We start from the raw sequence: 23,632 nt of genomic DNA, 5'->3' as shown, positions 1-23,632 counted from the left end.
GTCATCGCCGCTTCATTCCGCCGGGCACGCCGCGAGGGTCGCCTGCCTGCGGTCGAGCTGGAAGCTCCACAGCGCGAGCACGAGACCGACGGCCGTGATGCCGGCGGCGACCAGAGGCAGCGCGGAGAGACCGAGGCCGCGATCGATGGTGACACCGCCGGCCCAGGCGCCGAGCGCGTTGCCGAGATTGAACGCGGCGATGTTCAGGCTGGAGGCCAGCGTGCGGCCGCTGGGCCCGGCGGCTTCCAGCACGCGCAGCTGAAGCGGCGCAACCGTCGCAAAGGCGGCGACGCCGAGCAGCAGGATCAGCACGATGGCAGCGATCTTGACCGAGAGCACGGCGGCAAGGCCCAGCAGCACGATGGCGAGCGCAGCGAGCGTGCCGATCAGGGCGCGCGCAAGGCCGCGGTCGGCGAGCTTGCCGCCGGCGACGTTGCCGATCGCAAGGCCCGCGCCGAACACCAGCAGGATCGGCGATACCGCCGCTTCCGAAAACCCGGTGAAGCGGGTCAGGATCGGCTGGATATAGGTGAAGACGACGAACAGGCCGGCAAAGCCGAACACCGTCATGGCAAGGCCGAGCAGCACCTGCGGACGGCCCAGCACCGCGACCTCCTCGGCAAGCGAGATCGGCTTGTCGCCATTGCCGACATGGCCGGGCACGAGCGCCGCGACGACCGCGAATGCGATCACGCCGATCACCGTCACCGCCCAGAACGCGGCACGCCAGCCGAGCATCAGGCCGAACCAGGCGCCGAAGGGCACGCCCAGCAGCGTCGCGACGGTCAGACCGATGAACATGGTCGCGATGGCAGAGGCGCGCTTGTCCTCGGCGACGAGGCTGGTCGCCACCACCGAGCCCACGCCGAAGAACGTGCCGTGGGCGAGCGAGGTCAGCACCCGCGCGGCCATCAGCAATTCATAGTTAGGCGCCAGCGCGCACGCCGCATTGCCGAGCGTGAAGATCGCCATCAGGGCGAGAAGAACGGTCTTCCGCGGCATTCGCCGCGTCGCGAGCGTCAGCACCGGCGCGCCGACGAACACGCCGAGCGCATAGCCGGAGATCAGCAGGCCCGCGACCGGCACGGAAACGTGCATGTCGGCGGCGACCTGGAGCAGCAGGCCCATGATGATGAATTCGGTGGTGCCGATGCCAAAGGCACCGGCGGTGAGCGCGAGGACGGCGAGAGGCATGCGTGGCTCCGAAGGATGAGACGAGCCACGGAGATAGCCGCACCGCAGCAAATCCGTTAGAATGTCCGCAATCCAATCATTTGTGACGTGAATTCAACATGGCCCGTTTCGACACCAACCGCTCCGCGGAGATGGAGGTTTTCGTCCGCGTCGTCGATTTCGGCGGCTTCACGCAGGCCGCGCGAAAACTGCGGCTGACGCCGTCAGGCGTCAGCAAGCTGATCTCGCGGCTGGAGACGCGGCTTGGCTCGCGGCTGATCAACCGCACCACGCGCAAGCTCACGCTGACCGAGGAAGGCCAGGCCTTCTACCAGCGCTCGTTGCGCATCCTCGGCGAGATGGAAGAGGCCGAGCGCGAGGCAGCCTCGGGCGCGACGCCGCGCGGCCGGCTCACGGTCAACTGCAACATCCCCTTCGGCATGCTGCATGTGATGCCGCTGATCCCGCGCTTTCTCGAACGGCATCCCGACGTCACGCTCGATCTCGTGCTGACCGACACGCTGATCGACCTGATGCAGGAGCGCGCCGACGTCGCCATCCGCGTCGGACCTCTGAAAACTTCGCGTCTGATCGCGCGGAAGCTCGGCACCAGCCGCATGGTCATCGTCGGCACACCTGATTATCTGACGCGCTTTGGCACCCCGAAAACCCCGACGAATCTCGCGGAGCATCGCGGCATCGGCTGGACATTTCCGCGTATCCGCGGCGGCTGGCCGTTCCGCCGGGGAGACCGCACCGAGGAAGCGGTGCCGCCGCTTGTGGCGCGCGCCAGCGACGGCGAAATCGCCCGCCGCCTCGCGCTCGGCGGCGTCGGCCTCGCCCGCCTCGCCCTCTTCCACATCGGCCCCGACATCGAAGCCGGTCGCCTTGTCCCGGTGCTGCAAGGCTACAATCCCGGCGACCGCGAAGACATCCACGCCGTCTATGTCGGCCACACCGCGCCCCTGCCCGCCCGCGTGCGCGCGTTCATCGATTTCCTGGCGGAGCATGTGCGCGTGAGCGACCCTGCGCTGAAGCGCGCGGGGGATGGGACGTGGAAATTGGTGGGATGAGGCCAGTGGCGGAGAGAGTGGGATTCGAACCCACGGTACGGTTTCCCGCACACACGCTTTCCAAGCGTGCGCCTTAAGCCACTCGGCCATCTCTCCGGAGCGCCCTCTCTTGAAGGGACGCCGGTGATTTTGCAAGGGATCGCGGGGAAATCGGATGATTTTTCAGCAACCCGTTGTATTTAAAAGATAATATCTGGTGATACACAGCCCCTGACCCGCCTGCCGACTGAACCCCTGGCGGGTTTGGCGCGACGATTCACTCGAGGACGCCAAACATGACCGGGGACGCCATGACCATCCGCAACACCATCGCCGCGCTGAGCCTGATTCTGGTGCTCGGCTTTGCCTTCGCCGGGCCGGCCCTGGCGCAGGTCTGCACCCGTCAGGGCGTCGACGTCAGCTGCGACGACGGACGGCGCGGGGTGCTTTCGGGCGATGCCATCATCTGGCCGGACGGGACGCGCTCGAGCGCCTCGCCGCATCCGAGCGTGATCATCGGCAACAAGAGCTCGGTGCATGTCGGGCCCGGCGTGTTCGTCGGCCAGGGCAAGGGCATGGTGCCGCTGGATGATCCGAACGCGCCGAACAAGCGGCAGTGCGCGATTCTGGAGGGACTGTCGTATTGCTATTGAGGCTACTCTTCCTTCTCCCCTTGTGGGAGAAGGTGGCGCGAAGCGCCGGTTGAGGGGTTGCATCCGCGAGTCATGCTGCGAGAGGCTTGCGTGAGGAGAGATACCCCTCACCCGTCTCGCCGCGGCGCGGCGAGCCACCCTCTCCCACAAGGGGAGAGGGTGAGATCGAACAAGCTTCTCGAAATCTAAATCAACCGCACGCCCGAGATCGCCGACTTCAGCCAGCGCAGCGCCTGCGGCGGCTGTGCTGCGAGTGGCACGACCGCCTTTTCGGTCCGGCATTTCTCCAGCTCGGCAACGAAGTCGGCGGACCATTGCTGGATGGTGTGGCCGCGCAGCTTCTTCATCATCGCGTCCCAGCGCATCTTGCGCTCGGTGAGCGGCATCGCGGCCGCGACCGCGATCGCGCGCGCCATGCCGTCGATGTCATGCGGATTGACCAGCAATGCCGTTTCGAGCTCGTTGGCGGCGCCGGCGAATTTCGACAGCACCAGCACGCCGGGATCGGCCGGGTTTTGCGCGGCGACATATTCCTTGGCGACGAGGTTCATGCCGTCATGCAGCGGCGTAACCACGCCGATCTGGGCGGTCCGGTAAAGGCCCGCGAGCACGGCCTGGCTGAAGCCCTTGTTCAGGTAGCGGATCGGCGTCCAGTCGACCTCGCCATGGCGGCCGTTGACGTCGGTGACGAGGCGCGCGACCTCGTTCTGGAGATTGCCATAGGCCTCGATCGCACCGCGCGAGGGATTGGCGATCTGGAGCAGCGAGATGCTGCGCGCAAACTGCGGCTGCTCGGTCCAGAGCCGGTCGAACGCGCTGATGCGATTGACCAGCCCCTTGGAATAATCGAGCCGGTCGACGCCGATCGCGAGCCGTTCGCCGTTGAGACTGCGACGCAGCCGCGACACGTCGGGATGCGACGCAGACTTCGCGGCGTAGGCTGCGAACTTCTCCGCATCGATGCCGATCGGGAACACCTCGCAGCGCGTCCGGCCATGGTGCGAGATCGCAACGCCGTCTTCGACGGGGAGGCCGAGTTCGCCCGCGACATAGCCGAGGAAGTTCTGGCAATCTTCATTGGTCTGGAAGCCGAGCAGATCGTAGGCCAGCATCGCCGTGATCAGCTCGCGATGATTGGGTACGCCCTGCATCACCGCGGCGACCGGCCACGGCGTGTGCAGGAAGAAGCCGATCGGATCATCGACGCCGAGATCGCGCAGCTCCGCGCCGAGCGCGAGGAAATGATAATCCTGCACCCAGAACGCGGTCTTGGCCTTGCGGAAGCGCATCAAGGCGCGCGCCATGAAGGCGTTGACCTCGCGATAGCTGACATAGTCCTCTCGCGAGACGCGGATCAGATCGCTGCGCGAATGCAGCGCCGGCCACAGCGCCGAATTGGCAAAGCCTTCGTAATAGCCGCCGTAATGCGCCGACGGCAGATCCAGCGTCGCAATCGCGCCCGAGCCAAGCGCTTCGATCTCGGCGAACGGTTCCTTCTGCTGGCCGTCGCGCACGCGGCCCGACGAACCCACCCAGATGGCACCAGAATGTTCCACAACGGGAAGCAAGGCTGCCGCAAGGCCGCCCGTCATAGGCTCGTTAGGTTTACCGCGCGCAACTCGATTTGAAACGACGACTAAGTTCACAGGTCGTCCCCTCCTGTTCATTCCGTCCCGTTTAACTGCCGTTCATCAATATGGTTCCTGATCATCATTTGCACGAATTGAAACCAAAATCAGGCACGCGCGTTGGAACCAGTTTTGCCCAGGGAACCCGGCGATTTCACTCAACAAAGTTGGTTTTCGCGGCTGTGTCGCGCAGCATGAACTGCCCGGGCTAAGGCGCGACGCGAGCAACAATGTGGCCCTGAGGTGTCGTGCCCTATTCCAACCTTGTATCGTCGAGCAGACGCGCAAGGAACGCGCGCACATCGTTCGGCGCATCGAAATGGCCGTTGACGCCGATGGCGCGGCGGCCGACCGAGAAGGCAAGGCCGTTCATGTCGGGCATGATCGCGAACACGGTCTCATCGGTGACGTCGTCGCCGATGAAGATCGGACGCCGCCCCTTGAACGGTTCATGCTTCATCAGTTCGCGCACGCCGGTCGCCTTGGTGAAACCGGAATGCTTGATCTCGCAAACGAACTTGCCGGGCAGCACCTCGATCGGCGCGTTGGGCAGATCGGCGCGGATCAGCGAGACGGATTCGTAGATCGCCTTCTCCGCATGCGGCGCAAGGCGATAATGCAGCGCCAGCGAATAGCCCTTGTCCTCGAGCAGAATGCCCGGGCTGAGCTTTGCGATGGCAGCGAGCCGCCGCTTCAGCTCCTTGTCCATCGGCGGCGCATGGACGTCGTCGGCCTCGTTGCCCACCGACAGCCGCATCTCCGCGCCGTGTCCGGCGACGGCACGAAACACGTCGGGCGCGAAGATCAGGTCGATGTCGTTGAGCGAGCGGCCGCTGACCATCGCCAGCGCGCCCGACGTGCGCTCCGTCAGCTTGTTCAGCGTTTCCGACAGGCCCGGCGGCACCCACACCTCGCGCGGCGTCGGCATCAGGTCGAGCAGCGTGCCGTCGATATCGAGCAGGATCGCCGTCTCGTGCAGATGCGGCACGAGCGCATGCGGCACCGGCACCGCGTCGGGTGCTTCATCATCTGGCATGGTGCGCTTCTGATCCAATTCCGCGAGCTCCGATTTCATAGTCTACTCCATATAGGCAAGCGGCCGCGCGATTTGTTCGAGCGATTTTCGTTCCGCGGCGACGGCGTAGCGCCACGCCACGATCGCAGCCGCGATCATCAGGAAGGCCCCCAGCAAATAGCCGGCGAACACGCTGGTGCGTGATCCCGTATCGATCAGCGCGCCGAACAGCGCCGGGCCGATCACACCGCCGATGCCGGTGCCGACTGCGTAGAACACGGCAATCGCCAGCGCGCGCACTTCGAGCGGGAAGGTCTCGCTGACGGTGAGATAGGCCGCGCTCGCGGCGGGCGAGGCAAAGAAGAAGATCACCATCCAGGCGATGGTCTGCCCCTGCGCGCTCAGTGCGCCGATCGAGAACAGATAGCCCGACAGCGCCAGCAGCACGCCCGACACGCCGTAGGTAAACATGATCATGACGCGGCGGCCGAGCGTATCGAACAGGCGGCCGAGCAGCAGCGGGCCGAGGAAGTTGCCGGCCGCGAACGGCAGCAGATACCAACCGACGTGTTCGGCACTGATGCCGTAGAAGTCGGTCAGCACCAGCGCGAAGGTGAAGAAGATCGCGTTGTAGAAGAACGCCTGCGCGCTCATCAGCACGAGGCCGACCAGCGCGCGCTGGCGATAGGCGGAGAACAGCGTGTGCACGACCTCCCTGATCGGGGTGTGGTCGCGCATCCTCAGGCGGATTTTCGTGAAGCGGCCGTCGCTCGTATCCTGGTCGTGCCCGATCACCGAGCGCTCGATCTCGTCCACGATGGCATGGGCCTGGTCGGGCCGGCCGTGGATCATCAACCAGCGGGGACTTTCCGGAATCCACATCCGCATCAACAGCACGACGAGGCCGAGGGTCGCGCCGATGAGATAGGCGAGACGCCAGCCGAGATCCGGGCTGATCGTTGCAGGATCGAGCAGCACGATGGCCGCGACCGCGCCCATCGCCGCGCCGATCCAGAAACTGCCGTTGATGACCAGATCGGTCCAGCCGCGATAGCGCGCCGGCACCAGCTCCTGGATGGTCGAGTTGATCGCGGTGTATTCGCCGCCGATGCCGGCGCCGGTGAGGAAACGAAACAGCGCGTAGCTCGCGACGTTCCACGACAGAGCCGTCGCGGCGGTCGCAGAGAGATAAAGCGCCAGCGTGATGAAGAACAGCTTCTTGCGGCCGATGCGATCGGTGAGCCAGCCGAAGCCGAGCGCACCGAGCACCGCACCCGCAAGATACGCGGAATTGGCGATGCCGAGATCGAGATTTGAGAAGTTCAGCGTCGGACTCTGCTTCAACGCGCCGGAGAGCGCGCCGGCCAGCGTCACCTCCAGCCCGTCGAGGATCCAGGTGATCCCGAGCGCCAGCACGACGCGGGTGTGAAAGCCGCTCCACGGCAGCGCATCGAGCCGCGCGGGAATGCTGGTCTCGACGATGCGGTCAGGCGCGGCCGCCGTGGCGACCACAGGTCCATAATTCGGCGCTGGGCTTCGCTGCAATTCCATCGCGTTGTTGCATCTGACCAATGGGCGCGGCCCCGGTTCACAGGACGTGGACGGGGTCGATCCGATCATGGGGGTGCGGCATTCCGCCTGCCACCTGCGACAACGTCTGCGGCGAAGGCAGGTTCCCATGGGAACGGCCGTTGACGCGGCTCGTTTCCGATGGAGCCACAAGGAGTTAACGCATGGCTCCCGTCAGAAAGACGACACATTCTCGCAAAACTGCGGCGCGCAGGAGCTCCCAACGCGCCCCACCAAAGCGCTGGTCGCAGCGCGTGACGAAGCAGAGCGATGCGCTCGACCTCAAGCAAGGCGTGTTCAAGCTGACCAGCGCGAAGAAGATCGCGGCGTCGCTGAAGCGCTCGGCCGAGCACAGCTCGCGCCGCAAGGCCGGCGCCTACCGCTCGGCGCTGTCGATGCTGACTTTCTACATCAACCGCGCCGGCAAGACGCTGCCGAAGACAGAGCGCACGCGGCTGGAGCGGGCGAAGATGGAGTTGAAGCGGGCGTTCGGGAGGGAGTGAGAGCCGTGAACGGCGATCCTCGCTCCACTGTCGTCCCGGACAAGCGTAGCGAAGCGGAGCGCAGATCCGGGATCCATAACCACAGGGACGAGTTTGGCTAAGACTCGGAGTTAACCTGCCTGCCCCATAACTGCTCCCTGTGGTTATGGGTCCCCGCTTTCGCGGGGACGACAGGGAGTATGACGCGACAGCTCGGCTCTTAGGCCGCCCGGATATTGCCCATGAAGCGGTCGAGCTCGGCACGCAGGCGCGTGCTTTCGCTGGAGAGCGACCTGGCCGAGTTCAGCACCTCTTCCGAGGCCGAGCCGGTTTCGGCGGCGCCACGGTTGACCTGACCGATGTCGGTGGCGGCGGTCTGGGTCCCCTGCGCGACGGTCTGGACGCTGCGCGCGATTTCCTGCGTCGCGGCGCCCTGCTGCTCGACTGCGCTCGCAATCGACGTCGAGATCGACGAGATCTGGCCGATGGTGGCGCCGATCTCCTTGATCGCGGCGACCGACTCGGCGGTCGCGCCCTGCATCCCCGTAATGTGGGAGGAGATTTCGTCGGTCGCCTTCGCGGTCTGGCTCGCCAGCGACTTCACTTCGCTGGCAACCACCGCGAAGCCGCGGCCGGCTTCACCGGCGCGCGCCGCCTCGATGGTGGCGTTCAGCGCCAGAAGGTTGGTCTGCTCGGCAATCGCCGTGATCAGTTTTACAACTTCGCCGATCTGCTGGGCGGCATGGGACAGTTTTCCGATACGGGTATCGGTCTCCTTGGCCTGCACCACGGCGGCTTCGGCGATGCGGCTGGAGTCGCGGACCTGGCGGCCGATCTCCTCGACCGAAGCCGAGAGTTCTTCCGTTGCGGTTGCGACCGACTGCATGTTGCTGGAAGCCTGCTCGGACACGCCGGCGACCTGGTTCGACAAGCTCTGCGTGGTCTCGGCAGTGCGTGTCAGCGTGGACGCTGCCGATTCGAGCTGCACGGCGGAGGATGAGACGTTGGAGACGATGGCGCCGACGGCGCTCTCGAAATCGTCGGCAAAGCGGATCAGCTCGGAGCGGCGGCTAGCGGCCTGCTCCCTGTTCTGGACTTCGCTTGCGGCAGCGTCGCGCTCGGCCTTGGCGACGGCCTGAACCTTGAACTCCTCGACTGCACTGGCCATCTCGCCGATCTCGTCCTTGCGTCCGAGACCCGGCAGCACGACGTCGAAATTGCCCGACGCGAGTTCGCGCATCGCCTTGCACATCGCGATCATCGGACGCGAGATGCCGTTGCCGAGCATCAGGGCCAGCACGGCACCGATGGCGAGGCCGCCAAGCGCCATCATCAGCATCAGCCGCTCGGTGTCCACGATCGTCGCATTGGCGCTCGTCTCGATGCGCTGCTGATCAGCGGTCAGATCCGACCGCAGCTCACCCGAAAGCTTGAGGATGGTCGCCGCCGTCTTGGTCATCTCGCCGTTCGACTTGACGATGATCTTCACGTTCTCGGTCAGCTTCGAGAACGAGGTGCGGTACTGCTTCAGCAGATTGCCGATCTCGGTGACGCGGTCTGTGATCTTCTGGTCGTTGGCATAGATCGAGACCAGCAGCGTCTCCAGAAATTTGATGCGGGCGATCACGCCGTCGGCGGTCTTCGGCTCCGGCTTGGCGACGAAGGCGCTGACCGAGGTGGAGACTGCAAGATATTGCGAGGTGACGTCCTTGGCCGTGGTCTGAACCGAATTCAGGCCCGCCAGCGCGGCGGTATCGGCGAGATCGTCGAACTTGAAGCGGATCTTGTTGCCGACGCTGTTGAGCTCGTCGGCGGCGATCTTGTTGTTCTCGCGCGTCAGCGTGATGATCTCGCCGAACACCTTCGTAAAGCGCTGGAACTCGGCCTCGAGCTTGCCGACCTGCTCGCGGCGCGCCGCGCCGGTGGTCGCGGCCATCGACTTGGCGATCGAGTTCTTCAAACTCTCTTCGGCCGCCTTGGCCGCGGTCTCGTCATCGGTCGCGCCCGTCAACGTATAGGCCCGCGCCAGTCCCTGATAGCTGATGAGGTCGCGATCGACGGTCCGCGCGAGGTCAGCTTCCGATACGCTGGCCCGGTAGGATGCCACGGCGGCCTGGATCCGCTCGAAACCGAAATAGGCGAAAGCCATGCTGACGGCGAGGATGGCGAGCACCGCCACGAAGCCGAGGATGATTTTTGCACGAAAACGCAAGGTGAGCAGCTTCGACGTGTTCGGCTTCGACTTGACGGGCATTCCCCACCCCATTCCATTCGCGGAAAACCAGGCGCAGCCCGAAAGCAGCCCGCTTCCCGACTCGTCAGCACGGTAAAGTGCAAAGGATAAGCGGCGGTAAATTTATGGCGTCGCAACCGGCGGTTAGGTGACGCGGGGGGAGCCGCCGCTGTCGTCCCTGCCTGGTGCGCAATTGCGCACTAGGCGAGGACGACAGGGAGTATGAGGCGACGGCGACCCCTAGGCCGCCCGGATATTCCCCATGAAGCGGTCGAGCTCGGCACGCAGGCGGGTGCTTTCCGATGACAGCGTCTTGGCCGAGTGCAGCACCTCCTCCGAGGCCGAGCCGGTTTCGGCGGCGCCGCGGTTGACCTGGCCGATGTCGGTGGCGGCGGTCTGGGTGCCCTGCGCGACGGTCTGGACGCTGCGGGCAATCTCCTGCGTCGCTGCGCCCTGCTCTTCCACGGCGCTCGCGATGGACGTCGAGATCGACGAGATCTGGCCGATGGTGGCGCCGATCTCCTTGATGGCGGCGACCGACTCGGCCGTCGCACCCTGCATGCCCGCGATGTGCGAGGAAATCTCGTCGGTGGCCTTGGCGGTCTGGCTCGCCAGCGACTTCACTTCGCTGGCGACCACGGCAAAGCCGCGGCCAGCGTCGCCGGCGCGCGCCGCCTCGATGGTGGCATTCAGCGCCAACAGATTGGTCTGCTCGGCGATCGCCGTGATCAGTTTTACGACCTCGCCGATCTGCTGGGCGGCATGGGAGAGCTTGCCGATCCGGCCGTCGGTTTCCTTGGCCTGCACCACGGCGGCTTCCGCAATGCGGCTGGAATCGCGGACCTGGCGGCCGATCTCCTCGACCGAGGCCGAGAGCTCTTCGGTCGCGGTTGCGACCGACTGCATGTTGCTCGAGGCCTGCTCGGAGACGCCGGCAACCTGGCTCGACAGGGTCTGCGTGGTCTCCGCGGTGCGGGTCAGCGTGGACGCCGCCGATTCGAGCTGCACGGCGGAGGCCGACACATTCGAAACGATGGCGCCGACCGCGCTTTCGAAGTCGTCGGCGAAGCGAATCAGCTCGGAACGGCGCGCGGTGGCCAGTTCCTTGTTCTGGGCTTCGCTGGCGGCAGCGTCGCGCTCGGCCTTGGCCACGGCCTGAACCTTGAACTCCTCGACCGCGCCGGCCATCTCGCCGATCTCGTCCTTGCGCCCCAAGCCCGGCAGCACGACGTCGAAATTGCCCGAGGCAAGCTCGCGCATCGCCTTGCACATCGCGATCATCGGGCGCGAGATGCCGGTCCCGAGCAGGAAGGCGAGGATCGCACCTAACAGCGTGCCGCCGACGGCCAGCATCAGCACCAATTGCTCGGTCTGCCCGATGGTCGCCTCCGACTCCGATTCCAGCCGCTGCTGTTCGGCGACGAGGTCCGCCTTCATCGCGGTGGCTCCTTGCAGGATCGCGCCGGCCGAACCGTTCATCTCGGTGACGAGGTCGTCGACCATCTTGGCGTTCGCGATCAGCTTCTCCAGCGATTCCCGATAGGCACCGAGCAATCCCCTGGCATCCTTCAGGCCGGCGACGATCTTGTCGTCCATGGAATAGACCGCGCCGAGCGAGTTCTCGACGAATTTCAGCCGCGCCAGCGCGCTGGTCGCGATCGCCTGGTCGGACGTCAGCACGAAATTGGTCGCGGCCGCGCTCGCGGTCTGGAACTGGGCGTTGACCTGCTTGGTGCCGAACTCGATCGACTGCGCCTCGGCGTCGGAGGCGTTGTTGCCGATGTCGTCCAGCTTGTATTTCAGGAGGTTGGCGTTACGCGTCAGCTGGTTCTGCACCAGCAGCGCGCTGTCGCGCTTGGCCTGGAGAACCTTCGCGAAGGTCGCGGAGAAGTTGGAAAATTCCTTGGCGAGCTTGTTGAGGCTCTCCTGCCGCGCCGGCTTCTTGGCGCTCTTGACCGCCTGGTCGATGGCACTCTTCAAGCCGGTCTCGGCGTCCAGCGCCACCTTGGCATCGTCCTCCTTGCCGGTGACGACGAAATAGCGGACTGCCGAACGGTAGGCGAGCAACTCGCGATCGATGTTGCGGGCGAGATCGGCCTCCGTGACGCTGCTGCGGTAGGACCCGACCCCGGACGAGACCCGCTCGAAGCCAAAATAGGAGAATGCCATGCTGCCGGCGGAGATCACCAGCACCGCGGCGAAGCCCAGGATGATCTTGGCGCGGAACTTGAGGGTCGGAAATATTGTACGCTTCGACGGCGACGCGGTACGCCCGGACATTCCCAACCCCCATTTTCTATTCAGCCGTGTTCCGGAGGCGCCCCGCCCCCAGACCGGATGCGCAAAACTAGGGCACAATGGATAAAGGGCGGTAAATTCGGCAGGCTGGTGCAATCCGGAGCTTCATCGGCCAGAGGCCGATGGGACGGGATGACGGCTGGCATCCCACGCTGGCCGGCCACTCCGTCCGGATCGGTGCGGCGCACCCCGCAAATCGTCGCAGGCCCGTCTGGATCAATGACTTTTCCATGACGCGGGCGACCAAAATCCTAGTTGCAAAGTTCCGGGTCGCTGGTCTCTAATTAGAAACAATCAAAATCAATCCCGGGAGGACTACACCGTGTCTACAGTCAAACTGACAGTGAACGGCAAGGCCGTTGCTGTCGACGTCGAGGACCGGACGCTGCTGGTCCAGCTCCTGCGCGATCACCTCAACCTCACCGGGACCCATGTCGGCTGCGACACCAGCCAGTGCGGCGCCTGCGTCGTGCACATGGACGGCAAGGCGGTGAAATCCTGCACCATGCTGGCGGGCCAGGCCGACGGCGCCAACGTCACCACGATCGAAGGCATCGCCAAGGGCGACGAGCTGCACCCGATGCAGGCCGCCTTCCGCGACAATCACGGCCTGCAGTGCGGCTATTGCACGCCGGGCATGATCATGTCGGCGATCGACATCGTGCACCGCCATAGTGGCCAGCTCGACGAGGCCACCGTGCGCCACGAGCTCGAGGGTAATATCTGCCGCTGCACCGGCTACCACAACATCGTCAAGGCCGTGCTGGATGCAGCCGGACGCATGAAGGTCTCGCAGGCGGCCGAGTAAAGCGGCCCGCCTCGAAATAAGAACCACCGCCGCTGCTTTCGAGGGAAAGCGCGGTCAAAGAAATTTCCGGTCGGGAGGACCAGACATGGGTGTTGAAGGCATCGGCGCGCGCGTCGTGCGCAAGGAAGACAAGCGTTTCATTACCGGCAAGGGCCGCTACGTCGACGACATCAAATTGCAGGGCATGACCCATGCCCATTTCATCAGAAGCCCGCACGCGCACGCCAAGGTGAAGAAGATCGACTCCACCGCCGCGCTGAAGATGCCGGGCGTGGTCGCCGTGCTCACCGGACAGCAGATCGTCGACGACAAGGTCGGCAACCTCATCTGCGGCTGGGCCATCACCTCAAAGGACGGCAGCCCGATGAAGATGGGCGCATGGCCGGCGATGGCGCCGGAGACGGTGCGCTTCGTCGGCCAGGCCGTCGCGGTCGTGATCGCCGACAGCAAGAACCTCGCGCGCGACGCGGCGGAAGCTGTCGTCGTCGATTACGAGGAACTTCCCGCGGTCGCCGACGTCCAGGCCGCGATCAAATCGGGCGCGCCGCAGCTTCACCCCGAGGCCCCCGGCAACCAGGTCTATGACTGGGTGATCGGCGACGAGGGTGCGACGGACGCCGCCTTCTCGAAGGCCGCCAACGTCGTCAAGCTCGACGTCACCAACAACCGCCTCGCACCCAACGCGATGGAGCCGCGCGCGGCGATCGCGGATTACGACGCGGCTGAGGAGCACTTCACTCTTTATACGACGTCGCAGAACCCGCACGTCGCCCGCCTCGTGCTGTCGGCGTTCTACAACATCGCCCCCGAGCACAAGCTGCGCGTGATCGCCCCCGACGTCGGCGGCGGCTTCGGCTCCAAGATCTTCATCTATCCCGAAGAGATGGTGGCGCTGTGGGCCTCGAAGAAGGTCGGCCGTCCCGTGAAATGGACCGGCGATCGCACCGAAGCCTTCCTCACCGACGCGCATGGCCGCGACCATGTGACCCATGCCGAGATGGCGTTCGACGCCAACAACAAGATCACCGGCTTGAAGGTGAAGACCTACGCCAACTTCGGCGCCTACATGTCGCTGTTCTCGTCGTCGGTCCCGACCTATCTCTACGCGACGCTGCTGTCGGGCCAATACAACATCCCGGCGATCCATGCCGAGGTGGTCGGCGTCTACACCAACACCACGCCGGTCGATGCCTATCGCGGCGCGGGCCGCCCCGAGGCGAGCTACCTGATCGAACGTCTGATGGAAACGGCCGCGCGGCAGCTCAAGGTCGATCCGGCGCAGCTGCGCCGGACCAACTTCATCACCCAGTTCCCGCACCAGACGCCGGTGATCATGGCCTATGACACCGGCGACTTTAATGCTTCCCTCGATGCTGCGATGAAGGCGATCGACTATGCCGGCTTCGCAGCGCGCAAGGCCAAGGCGAAAGCCGACGGCAAGCTGCGTGGCATCGGCGTGTCCTGCTACATCGAGGCCTGCGGCATCGCACCGTCGAAGGCGGTCGGCAGCCTGGGCGCCGGCGTCGGTTTGTGGGAATCCGCCGAAGTGCGCGTCAATCCCGTCGGCACCATCGAGATCCTGACGGGCTCGCACAGCCATGGCCAGGGTCACGAGACCACGTTCTGCCAGCTCGTTGCGGATCGCCTCGGCGTTCCGATCAGCCAGGTCTCGATCGTTCATGGCGACACCGACAAGGTGCAGTTCGGCATGGGCACCTATGGCTCGCGCTCCGCGGCCGTCGGTCTCACCGCGATCCTGAAGGCCATGGAGAAGATGGAATCCAAGGCCAAGAAGATCGCCGCGCATGCCCTCGAAGCGTCGGAAGGCGACATCGTCATCGAGAACGGCGAGTTCAAGGTGGCCGGCACCGACAAGGCGATCGCCTTCCCGATGGTGGCGCTTGCGGCCTATACCGCACACAATCTGCCTGACGGGATGGAGCCGGGCCTGAAGGAAAGCGCCTTCTACGATCCCTCCAACTTCACCTTCCCGGCCGGCGCCTATATCTGCGAGCTCGAGGTCGATCCCGGCACCGGCAAGACCTCCTTCGTCAACTTCGTCGCAGCCGACGATTTCGGCCGGCTGATCAACCCGATGATCGTCGAAGGCCAGGTCCATGGCGGCCTCGCGCAAGGGATTGGCCAGGCGCTGCTCGAGCACGCCATCTACGACGCCAACGGCCAGCCGGTCACGGCCTCGTTCATGGATTACTCGATGCCGCGCGCCGACGACTTGCCCTCGTTCAACCTCTCCCACACCACGACGCTGTGCCCGGGCAATCCGCTGGGCATCAAGGGCTGCGGTGAGGCCGGCGCGATCGGCGCCTCTGCGGCCGTGATCAACGCGATCACGGATGCGATCGGCAAGAACAATCTGGAAATGCCCGCAACCCCGGACCGGGTGTGGCGCACGATCCACGCGGCTTAAGAGGGAGGAACGAAGATGTACCAGACCACCTATCATCGCGCCTCCTCGGTCGACGAGGCCGTCAGCCTGTTCGGCAAGAGCAGCGAGGCGAAATTCCTCGCCGGCGGCCAGACGTTGCTGCCGGTCATGAAGCAGCGCCTCGCCGGGCCGTCCGACGTGATCGACCTCGGCAAGATCAAGGAGTTGCAGGGCGTCGAGCTGTCGGGCGACGTGCTGACCATCAAGGCCGGCACGACCTATTTCGACATCATGCAGAATGCCGATGTGAAGAAGGCGATCCCCGCGATCGCCTATCTCACCTCGGTGCTCGGCGATCCCGCCGTGCGCTATCGCGGCACGATCGGCGGCTCGATCGCCAACAACGATCCGGCCGCGGATTATCCGGCCGCCCTGCTCGGACTCGGCGCCACCGTGAAGACCAACAAGCGGTCGATCTCCGCCGAGGACTTCTTCCAGGGCCTGTTCACCACCGCCCTTGAAGACGGCGAGATCATCACCGCCGTGGCGTTCCCGGTTCCGGCGAAGGCGGGCTACGCCAAGATGCGGCATCCGGCCTCGCGCTTCGCGCTGACCGCCGTCTTCGTCGCGCAGACGAAGTCGGGCGAGATTCGCGTCGCCGCGACCGGCGCTTCGCAAAGCGGCGTGATGCGGGTGCCCGCGATCGAAGCCGCGCTGAAGGCGAACTGGTCGCCGTCGGCGATCGACGGCGTCACTGTCTCGGCAAACGGATTGCTGGCTGACATCCACGGCACGGCCGAATACCGCGCCAACCTCGTCAAGGTGATGGCGCAACGCGCCGTGACCGCTGCGGGCTGACAATCCCGCCTTAGCGCCTCAACACAAATCTTCCGCGGCGCGCAGAAATGCGCGCCGCTTTTATTATGCGCCCATGCATGAAAAGCACTTGCCTCGCTGGCGTGAAGGCGAGAAAAGTTAATCAGCCAATTAACTCGCTATCAGAGGAACGTCCACGTGAATGCGCTCATCGCGCATGCGCGCTGCGACCCGAGGAAACAACAACGTGCTCGATAAACCAGCCCAAAACTCCTCCGTCCGCACCTCCGGCCCGCTGTCGGGTTTCCGCATCGTCGAATTCGCCGGCATCGGCCCCGGCCCGTTCGCCTGCATGATGCTGGCCGACATGGGCGCCGATGTCGTCACGCTCGACCGCGTTGGCGCCAAGAAGAGCATGAAGTCAGTGGCGGGCCGCGGCCGCAAGGTGATCGAGCTCGACCTCAAGGACAAGGCGGCGATCGCGCAGGTGCTCGACCTGCTCGCCAGCGCCGATGCGCTGGTCGAGGGTTTTCGTCCCGGCGTGATGGAGCGGCTCGGCCTCGGCCCCGATGTCGTGCTCGCGCGCAACCCGAAGCTCGTCTACGGCCGCATGACCGGTTGGGGCCAGGAAGGCCCGCTTGCCAATGCCGCCGGCCATGACATCAACTACATCTCCATCACCGGCGCGCTCGCCGCGATCGGCACGAAGGAAGCGCCGGTGCCGCCGCTCAATCTGGTCGGCGATTTCGGCGGCGGCGCGCTCTACATGGTCGTCGGCGTGCTCGCTGCGCTCCTGGAAGCGCAGAAGTCCGGCAAGGGTCAGGTCGTCGACACCGCGATGTGCGACGGCGCGGCATCGCTGATGTCGTTCTTCTTCGACATGACCACGATCGGCCGCTGGACCGAGGGCCGCAACCAGAACTTCCTCGACGGCGGCGCGCATTTCTACGGCGTCTACGAATGCGCCTGCGGCCATTTCGTCTCGATCGGCTCGATCGAGCCGCAGTTCTACGCGCTGCTCCGCGAGCATGCCGGCCTGACCGATGCCGATTTCGACGCGCAGATGGACCGCAAGGCCTGGCCCGCGCTGAAGCAGAAGCTGCAAGCCGTGTTCAAGAGCAAGACCCGCGAGGACTGGTGTAAGATCATGGAAGGCACCGACATCTGCTTCGCGCCGGTGCTGACCATGTCGGAAGCGACAGAGCATCCGCACATGGTCGCCCGCGAGGTCTTCATCGAGCGTCACGGCGTGAAACAGCCGGCGCCGGCGCCGCGGTTCTCAAGGACTCCGTCTGCGGTTCGCGAACCGGAAGGCGCAGAGATCGCGGCAGTGACGGCTGCGTGGAAGAGGTAGAGTCTCCGCGGTGGCAGTATTATAGGGTGGGCAAAGGCGCATAGCGCCGTGCCCACCATCTTCCAAAGATGAGCGGAAGTGGTGGGCACGCTTCGCTTTGCCCACCCTACGGCAGTGTGCGCGAACGTCGGGCCCTACGCCGCCGTATCCACCTTCAACACCCCGCGCCGGATCTGATCCTCCTCGATCGATTCGAACAGGGCCTTGAAATTGCCCTCGCCAAAGCCGTCGTCGCCCTTGCGCTGGATGAACTCGAAGAAGATCGGGCCGATCGCGTTCGCCGAGAAGATCTGGAGCAGCACCTTGGTCTGGCCGCCCGCGACCACGCCCTCGCCGTCGATCAGGATGCCGTTCTTCTGCAGACGCGCGACGTCCTCGCCGTGCTTCGGCAGGCGCGTGTCGACCTTCTCGAAATAGGTGTCGGGCGGTGACGGCATGAATGGCAGGCCGGCCTCGCGCAGGCCTTCGATGGTGCTGTGGATCTCGCGGCAGCCGCAGGCGATGTGCTGGATACCCTCGCCGCGATAGATGTTCAGATATTCCTCGATCTGGCCGGAATCGCCGGCGTCCTCGTTGATCGGAATCCGGATCTTGCCGTCCGGGCTGGTCAGCGCCCGCGAGAACAGGCCGGAGGCGCGGCCCTCGATGTCGAAGAAGCGGATCTGGCGGAAGTTGAACAGCTTCTCGTAGAAGCCGGTCCACACATCCATGCGGCCGCGATGGACGTTGTGGGTGAGGTGATCGAGATAGAACAGGCCGGCACCGTTGGGCCGCGGATCGCGCGCGCCAATCCATTCGAACTCGCCATCGTAGGCCGAACCCTTGGTCCCATAACGATCGACGAAATAGAGCAGGCTGCCGCCGATGCCCTTGATCGCGGGGACATCGAGCGTCTTCTGCGCCGACGACGCATCGGCAGGCTCCGCGCCGAGCGAGATCGCGCGCTCATAGGCCGCCTGCGCATCGACCACGCGGAACGCCATCGACGGCGCGCAGGGACCGTGTGCGGCAACGAAGTCGTAACCGTGGGTGCCGGGCTCCTCGTTGACGAGATAGTTGATGTCGCCCTGGCGATAGACCGTGATCTTCTTGGTTCTGTGGCGCGCGACGGGCGCATAGCCCATCAGCTTGAACAGCGCGTGCAGCTCTTCCGGATTGGGATGCGCATATTCGACGAACTCGAACCCGTCGGTGCCCATCGGATTGTCGGCGCTCACAGTGGCCGGCGGTGCATCGTGCGGAAACGGACCCATGGTGCTCTCCCAATTGCTGCTGGAAGGAACTATCCTTCATGGGACACGCAAGGAGCGTGCAAACGGCACGTGATTTGGCTATCTTGTGCACGATCCGTGCATGAAATGGACAAATGACGCATGATTCCGGTAGATGCCTTCGACCTCAAGATCCTGGGTGCGCTCCAGGATGACGGCCGCCTGACCAATCAGGAGCTCGCCGATCTCGCGGGCCTCTCGGCCTCGCAATGCTCACGGCGGCGGATGCGGCTGGAGGAGGAGAAGGTGATTGCGGGCTATCACGCCGACCTCTCCAGCGAGGCGCTCGGCTTCGGTGTGATCGCGTTCATCCAGGTGGGGCTTGCGACCCACTCGCCTGATAATTCCAAGCGGTTTCGTGCTCTGGTCAATCGGATCGACGAGATCCAGGAGGCCTATTCGCTGACGGGCGATGCCGACTATGTGCTGAAAGCCGTGCTGCGTGACCTCAAGGGTCTGTCCAATCTCGTCAACGACGTGTTGATGCCGCACCAGAGCGTGGCGCATGTGCGCTCCTCGATCGTGCTCGATCGGCTGAAGGAAAGCTCAAAGCTGCCGCTCAAGGAGATCAAGCCCGGCTGAAATCGAGGGAACTACGGCATTCGCGCCCCGCGCACGATCTGCGATGATCCCGGCCAATCCGGGAGATTCAGCCATGGCCCTCCAGCTTCGACCGAACTGCGAATATTGCGACCGCGACCTTCCGCCCGATGTAACGGATGCGCGGATCTGTTCCTATGAATGCACGTTCTGTGCGGATTGCGTGGAGACAAAGCTCTCCAACGTCTGCCCGAACTGCGGCGGCGGCTTTGCGCCGCGCCCGATCCGTCCCACGCAGGAATGGCGGCCGGGGGTGTGCACGACGAAGCAGGCGCCGTCCGACAAGCGGGTGCATTTGAAGTACAGCGTGGAGGATGTGGCGGCGCATTGCGCGCGGGTCCGCGAGGTGCCACCGGAGAGGCGGTGAACTCGTAGGGTGGGTTAGCGTAGCGTAACCCACCACTTCTGCTGCCGCAGACGCCAAAGAGGTGGGTTACGCTAACGCTAACCCACCCTACGAAGCCCGAACGCGCAGCAATCACTCCGCCGCCAAAATCGTCCCCTCGACCTCGCCAAATCCCACGCGATAACCGTTGCCCTGGCACCAGCCGCGCATGATGAGGCTGTCGCCGTCCTCCAGGAACGAGCGCTTGGCGCCGCCGGGCAACTCCGCCGGCTCGGTGCCGTTCCAGCTGATCTCGAGCAGGCTGCCGCGCTGGTTCTTCTCCGGGCCGGAGATGGTGCCACTGCCGAGGAGATCGCCGACATTCATGGCGCAGCCGCTGGAGGCGTGGTGCATCAGTTGCTGCACCGAGGACCAGTACATGTATTTGAAGTTGGTGCGGCTGATGCTGGCGGGCGCATTGGCGCCGGCCGCGCGCAAGGACACGTCGAGCGCGATGTCGTAGTTCTGCGGCTTCGCCTGCTTGAGATAATCCAGCGGCACCGGCGCCTGCTCCGGTCCCTGTAACCGAAACGGCTCCAGCGCCTCGCGCGTCACCACCCACGGGCTGATCGAGGTCGCAAACGCCTTGGCGAGGAACGGGCCGAGCGGCACATATTCCCATTGCTGGATGTCGCGCGCGCTCCAGTCGTTGAGCAGCACGAAGCCGAAGATCATGTCCTCGGCTTGGCTCTCCGTCAGCATGCCGCCCATCGGCGAGGACTGGCCGACCACGACACCCATCTCCAGCTCGAAGTCGAGCCGCTTGCACGGTCCGAAGCTCGGCACCTCGACATTCGGCGGTTTCAGCTGCCCGCGCGGCCGCTTCACCTTAGTGCCGGAAACCACAACCGTGGAGGCGCGGCCGTTATAGGCGATCGGCATATGCAGCCAGTTCGGCTGCAGCGCATTGTCCTTGCCGCGGAACATCACGCCGACATTGGTGGCGTGCTCTTTCGACGAATAGAAATCGGTGTAGCCAGAGACGGTGAACGGCATGTGCATCGTCACGTCGGCGCGCGGGATCAGCACACGGTCGCGCAGTTGCTTGTTGTCGCGCAGCTCGGGATGATCGTGGCGAAGCAGCTCGGAGATACGTGCACGCACCTGAGACCAGACTTGCGGCCCCTTTTGCATCAGTGCGTTGAGACCGACGGCGAAGACGCCGGGATCGCCGGCGCTGATCAACCCCTCCTGCTCCAACTCCCAGAGGTCGAGCACGAAATCACCAATGGCGACTCCGAGGCGCGGGCTCATCTTGTCCGTCGAGAACACGCCATAGGGCAGGTTCTGGATCGGGAAGTCGGAGCCGGGATCGACCTCGATGAAGGAGCGGAGGCTGGGGTCGTTGGGGTGGGTTGTCACTTTTTGCTCGGTCCTATCTTCCTTCTCCCCTTGTGGGAGAAGGTGGCGCGAAGCGCCGGATGAGGGGTTGTCTCAGCGAACTCCAATGAGAGATTTCCGTACCGAGAGAACCCCTCACCCGTCTCGCCGCTCCGCCACAGCCGATGCAAAGCATCGGCGTTCTTAAGAGACGGCGGCCGAAGGCCGCCTATGCCACCCTCTCCCACAAGGGGAGAGGGGAAGAAAACTACGGCTTGTTCGGATCGAACCGCTTCTCGAGTCCCTTCCAGCAGTCCGCGTAGTCGTCCTGCAACGTCGCGGAATTGGCAGCGTGGGCGGTGACGCGTTGCGGGTAACGGGTTTCGAACATGAAGGCCATGGTGCCCGTCAGCTTCACCGGCTTCAATTCGCCATTGCTGGCGTGCTCGAAGGCGTCGCGATCGGGGCCATGCGGCAGCATGCAATTGTGCAGCGAGATGCCGCCTGGGACAAAGCCTTGCGGCTTCGCATCGTAGACGCCGTAGATCAGGCCCATGAACTCGCTCATGATGTTCATGTGATACCAGGGCGGACGGAAGGTATTGTCGGCGACCATCCAGCGTTCCGGGAAGATCACGAAGTCGATATTCGCGGTACCCGCGGTCTCCGACGGCGAGGTCAGCACCGTGAAGATCGAGGGATCGGGATGATCGAAGCCGATCGCACCGACGGGAGAGAAGGTGCGCAGATCGTATTTATACGGCGCGTAGTTGCCGTGCCAGGCGACGACATCGATCGGCGAATGCGGCAAGGTCGTCTTGAACAGCGATCCGCCCCATTTCACGAACAGCTCGGTCGGCGTGTCCTTGTCTTCATAATTCGCAACCGGAGTCAGGAAATCGCGCGCGTTGGCGAGGCAATTGGCGCCGATCGGCCCGCGCTCCGGCAGCGTGAAGGCGCCGCCGTAGTTCTCGCAGAGATAACCGCGCGCAGGGCCATTCGGAATCTCGACGCGGAACTTGACGCCGCGCGGGATCACAACGATCTCGCCGGGCTCGGCGTCGATGCGGCCGAACTCGGTGACGAGGCGCAAGACCCCCTGCTGAAGCACGAACATCAGCTCGCCATCGGCATTGTAGAAGTGCTGGTCCACCATCGACCTGGTGATGAGGTAGACATGCGCGGCCATGCCGGCCTGCGTATTGACGTCACCGGCGGTCGTCATGGTCTGCACGCCCTGAAGGAAGGTCATGTCCTCCTTCGGGATCGGCGCCGGGTCCCAGCGCAGCTGCGCGATCGGCAAATCGTTTTCGTGGCACGGCGCCGAGCGCCACAGGCCGGCATCGGCCTTCTCGAAGCGGCCGGAATGCTTCACCGAGGGGCGGATGCGATAGAGCCAGGAGCGCTCGTTGGTGCCGCGCGGCGCGGTGAAGGGCGAGCCGGAAAGCTGCTCGGCGTAGAGCCCGTAAGCGCAGCGCTGCGGCGAGTTGCGCCCGATCGGCAGCGCACCCGGCAGCGCCTCGGTCTCAAAGCTGTTGCCGAAGCCGGACATGTAGCCCGGCGTCACCTGGGCCGAGCTGCGGATGACCTGATCAGGCGAGGTGTTGATGTTCATGACTATCCTCCTCCTTGCAAGTTCGCCCACATTTCCTGGTCGCGCTTGTCGGTCCAGATCACGGGGTCATCGATTCCCGACGCCTCGTCATAGGCGCGCGAGACGTTGAACGGCAGGCAGTGCTCGTAGATGGCGAAGCTGTGGAATTTCGGATCCATCACCTCACGGGTCGCGGCCATCGATTCCTTCAGCGTGCGTCCCTTCGCGACCGAGATTTCGGCCGCACCATAGAGCGAGGTGACGAAATCGCGCGTCATGGCGATGGCTTCGCGCACGGTGCCAACGCCCTTCAGCGCATCGCCGCGGCCCGGCGCGATCGCCTTGGGATTGAAATTGCGGATCTCGTTCAGCGTCAGCGGCCATTCGCGCAAATGCGCATCGCCGCAATAGCAGGCCGAGTGATACTCGATGAGGTCGCCGGAGAACATGACTTCGGCATCCGGCACCCAGGCGACGATGTCGCCGGACGTGTGGCCGGCGCCGAGCTGCATCAGGCGCACCTCGCGTTTTCCGAGATAAATCGACATCTCGCCTTCGAAGGTCAGCGTCGGCCAGGTCAGGCCGGGAATGCTCTCGGCATCCTGGAACAGCCGCGGGAAGCGGCCGTATTCGGAATCCCAATCCTGCTGGCCGCGCTCCTCGATCAGCCGATAGGTCTCCTGCGAGGCCACGATTCCTTGCGCCTTGTAGGCGGAGGCGCCGAGCACGCGCACGGCGTGATAGTGCGACAGCACGACATATTTGATCGGCTTGTCGGTGACGGTGCGGACGCGCTCGATCACCTTGTTGGCCATCGCCGGCGTCGATTGCGCGTCGAACACCAGGCAGCCGTCGTCGCCGACGATGATCGCGGTGTTCGGATCGCCCTCGGCAGTGAAGGCATAGAGATCGGTGCCGATCTCGGAGAAGGTGATCTTCTTCTCGGAGAGATCGCCGGTGGATGCGAAGTTCTTCGCCATCAGTTCATCCTTAAG

Annotated in this window: 19 protein-coding genes and 1 tRNA gene; 9 read left to right on the top strand and 11 right to left on the bottom strand. The window is 64.5% G+C overall.

The features are described from left to right. Positions 1-12: 12 nt before the first annotated feature. Complete coding sequence (locus tag NLM15_RS02800; protein ID WP_254115168.1) at positions 13-1,194, bottom strand: MFS transporter; 1,182 nt, start codon at positions 1,192-1,194, stop codon at positions 13-15. 98 nt (positions 1,195-1,292) lie between these two features. On the opposite strand from NLM15_RS02800, the gene NLM15_RS02795 reads away from it, so the two are divergent. Then, a complete protein-coding gene (locus NLM15_RS02795; protein WP_254115167.1) occupies positions 1,293-2,246 on the top strand; it encodes a LysR family transcriptional regulator in 954 nt (317 codons plus the stop codon). A gap of 6 nt (positions 2,247-2,252) precedes the next feature. Here the strand turns inward: NLM15_RS02795 and NLM15_RS02790 are convergent. Beyond that, positions 2,253-2,342, bottom strand: a tRNA-Ser gene (locus tag NLM15_RS02790). 194 nt (positions 2,343-2,536) lie between these two features. Here NLM15_RS02790 and NLM15_RS02785 point away from each other — a divergent pair. Continuing rightward, on the top strand, positions 2,537-2,878 hold the full coding sequence (locus NLM15_RS02785; protein ID WP_254124127.1) for a hypothetical protein: 342 nt from the start codon (positions 2,537-2,539) through the stop codon (positions 2,876-2,878). Positions 2,879-3,063: 185 nt separating this feature from the next. On the opposite strand, the gene NLM15_RS02780 is transcribed toward NLM15_RS02785, so the two are convergent. From NLM15_RS02780 to NLM15_RS02770, 3 genes are all read right to left on the bottom strand, one after another. Next, positions 3,064-4,524: a trehalose-6-phosphate synthase gene (locus NLM15_RS02780; protein WP_254115166.1), complete on the bottom strand. Its 1,461-nt coding sequence runs from the start codon at positions 4,522-4,524 to the stop codon at positions 3,064-3,066. A gap of 235 nt (positions 4,525-4,759) precedes the next feature. Next, complete coding sequence (gene otsB / locus NLM15_RS02775) at positions 4,760-5,581, bottom strand: trehalose-phosphatase (RefSeq protein WP_254115165.1); 822 nt, start codon at positions 5,579-5,581, stop codon at positions 4,760-4,762. Between the two features lie 3 nt (positions 5,582-5,584). Continuing rightward, entirely contained in the window at positions 5,585-7,072 is a 1,488-nt protein-coding gene (locus tag NLM15_RS02770; protein WP_254115164.1) for an MFS transporter, read from the bottom strand. Positions 7,073-7,254: 182 nt separating this feature from the next. On the opposite strand from NLM15_RS02770, the gene NLM15_RS02765 reads away from it, so the two are divergent. Then, a complete protein-coding gene (locus NLM15_RS02765) occupies positions 7,255-7,593 on the top strand; it encodes a DUF3175 domain-containing protein (RefSeq protein WP_254115163.1) in 339 nt (112 codons plus the stop codon). A gap of 199 nt (positions 7,594-7,792) precedes the next feature. Here NLM15_RS02765 and NLM15_RS02760 read toward each other — a convergent pair whose 3' ends face one another. Together NLM15_RS02760 and NLM15_RS02755 are read right to left on the bottom strand one after the other, a co-directional pair. Then, positions 7,793-9,826, bottom strand: coding sequence for a methyl-accepting chemotaxis protein (locus tag NLM15_RS02760; protein ID WP_254115162.1), 2,034 nt, complete (start codon positions 9,824-9,826; stop codon positions 7,793-7,795). Between the two features lie 219 nt (positions 9,827-10,045). After that, the gene (locus NLM15_RS02755; RefSeq protein ID WP_254115161.1) at positions 10,046-12,085 is read right to left on the bottom strand and encodes a methyl-accepting chemotaxis protein; all 2,040 of its coding nucleotides are present in this window, start codon (positions 12,083-12,085) and stop codon (positions 10,046-10,048) included. Between the two features lie 340 nt (positions 12,086-12,425). On the opposite strand from NLM15_RS02755, the gene NLM15_RS02750 reads away from it, so the two are divergent. The 4 genes from NLM15_RS02750 to NLM15_RS02735 all read left to right on the top strand — a co-directional run bounded on the left by NLM15_RS02750 (position 12,426) and on the right by NLM15_RS02735 (position 17,467). Beyond that, the gene (locus NLM15_RS02750) at positions 12,426-12,911 is read left to right on the top strand and encodes a (2Fe-2S)-binding protein (protein ID WP_254115160.1); all 486 of its coding nucleotides are present in this window, start codon (positions 12,426-12,428) and stop codon (positions 12,909-12,911) included. A gap of 85 nt (positions 12,912-12,996) precedes the next feature. Then, complete coding sequence (locus NLM15_RS02745) at positions 12,997-15,339, top strand: xanthine dehydrogenase family protein molybdopterin-binding subunit (protein WP_254115159.1); 2,343 nt, start codon at positions 12,997-12,999, stop codon at positions 15,337-15,339. A gap of 15 nt (positions 15,340-15,354) precedes the next feature. After that, a complete protein-coding gene (locus NLM15_RS02740) occupies positions 15,355-16,155 on the top strand; it encodes a xanthine dehydrogenase family protein subunit M (RefSeq protein WP_254115158.1) in 801 nt (266 codons plus the stop codon). 205 nt (positions 16,156-16,360) lie between these two features. Next, a complete protein-coding gene (locus NLM15_RS02735; protein WP_254115157.1) occupies positions 16,361-17,467 on the top strand; it encodes a CaiB/BaiF CoA-transferase family protein in 1,107 nt (368 codons plus the stop codon). Positions 17,468-17,601: 134 nt separating this feature from the next. On the opposite strand, the gene hppD is transcribed toward NLM15_RS02735, so the two are convergent. Further along, the gene (gene hppD, locus NLM15_RS02730; protein WP_254115156.1) at positions 17,602-18,720 is read right to left on the bottom strand and encodes a 4-hydroxyphenylpyruvate dioxygenase; all 1,119 of its coding nucleotides are present in this window, start codon (positions 18,718-18,720) and stop codon (positions 17,602-17,604) included. A 120-nt stretch (positions 18,721-18,840) separates the two neighbouring features. Here hppD and NLM15_RS02725 point away from each other — a divergent pair, with 120 nt between their 5' ends. Together NLM15_RS02725 and NLM15_RS02720 are read left to right on the top strand one after the other, a co-directional pair. Next, positions 18,841-19,320 (top strand): Lrp/AsnC family transcriptional regulator, encoded by a 480-nt coding sequence (locus NLM15_RS02725; RefSeq protein ID WP_254115155.1) that lies wholly within the window; start codon positions 18,841-18,843, stop codon positions 19,318-19,320. 73 nt (positions 19,321-19,393) lie between these two features. Then, positions 19,394-19,705 carry a DUF1272 domain-containing protein gene (locus NLM15_RS02720; RefSeq protein ID WP_254115154.1) on the top strand — a complete coding sequence of 104 codons (312 nt, stop codon included), beginning with the start codon at positions 19,394-19,396 and terminating at the stop codon, positions 19,703-19,705. Positions 19,706-19,816: 111 nt separating this feature from the next. Here the strand turns inward: NLM15_RS02720 and fahA are convergent, their stop codons facing one another. The 3 genes from fahA to NLM15_RS02705 all read right to left on the bottom strand — a co-directional run bounded on the left by fahA (position 19,817) and on the right by NLM15_RS02705 (position 23,617). Beyond that, positions 19,817-21,085, bottom strand: coding sequence for a fumarylacetoacetase (gene fahA, locus NLM15_RS02715; protein WP_254115153.1), 1,269 nt, complete (start codon positions 21,083-21,085; stop codon positions 19,817-19,819). A gap of 226 nt (positions 21,086-21,311) precedes the next feature. Then, positions 21,312-22,658, bottom strand: a complete 1,347-nt coding sequence (hmgA, locus tag NLM15_RS02710) for a homogentisate 1,2-dioxygenase (RefSeq protein ID WP_254115152.1) — start codon at positions 22,656-22,658, stop codon at positions 21,312-21,314. 2 nt (positions 22,659-22,660) lie between these two features. Continuing rightward, positions 22,661-23,617, bottom strand: a complete 957-nt coding sequence (locus tag NLM15_RS02705) for an MBL fold metallo-hydrolase (protein WP_254115151.1) — start codon at positions 23,615-23,617, stop codon at positions 22,661-22,663. Positions 23,618-23,632: the final 15 nt, after the last annotated feature.

The sequence above is a fragment of the Bradyrhizobium sp. CCGB20 genome (assembly GCF_024199855.1).
Lineage (GTDB): Bacteria > Pseudomonadota > Alphaproteobacteria > Rhizobiales > Xanthobacteraceae > Bradyrhizobium.
The sequence above is the reverse complement of the archived record's forward strand: the minus strand, read 5'-3'. Positions and strand labels throughout refer to the sequence as shown.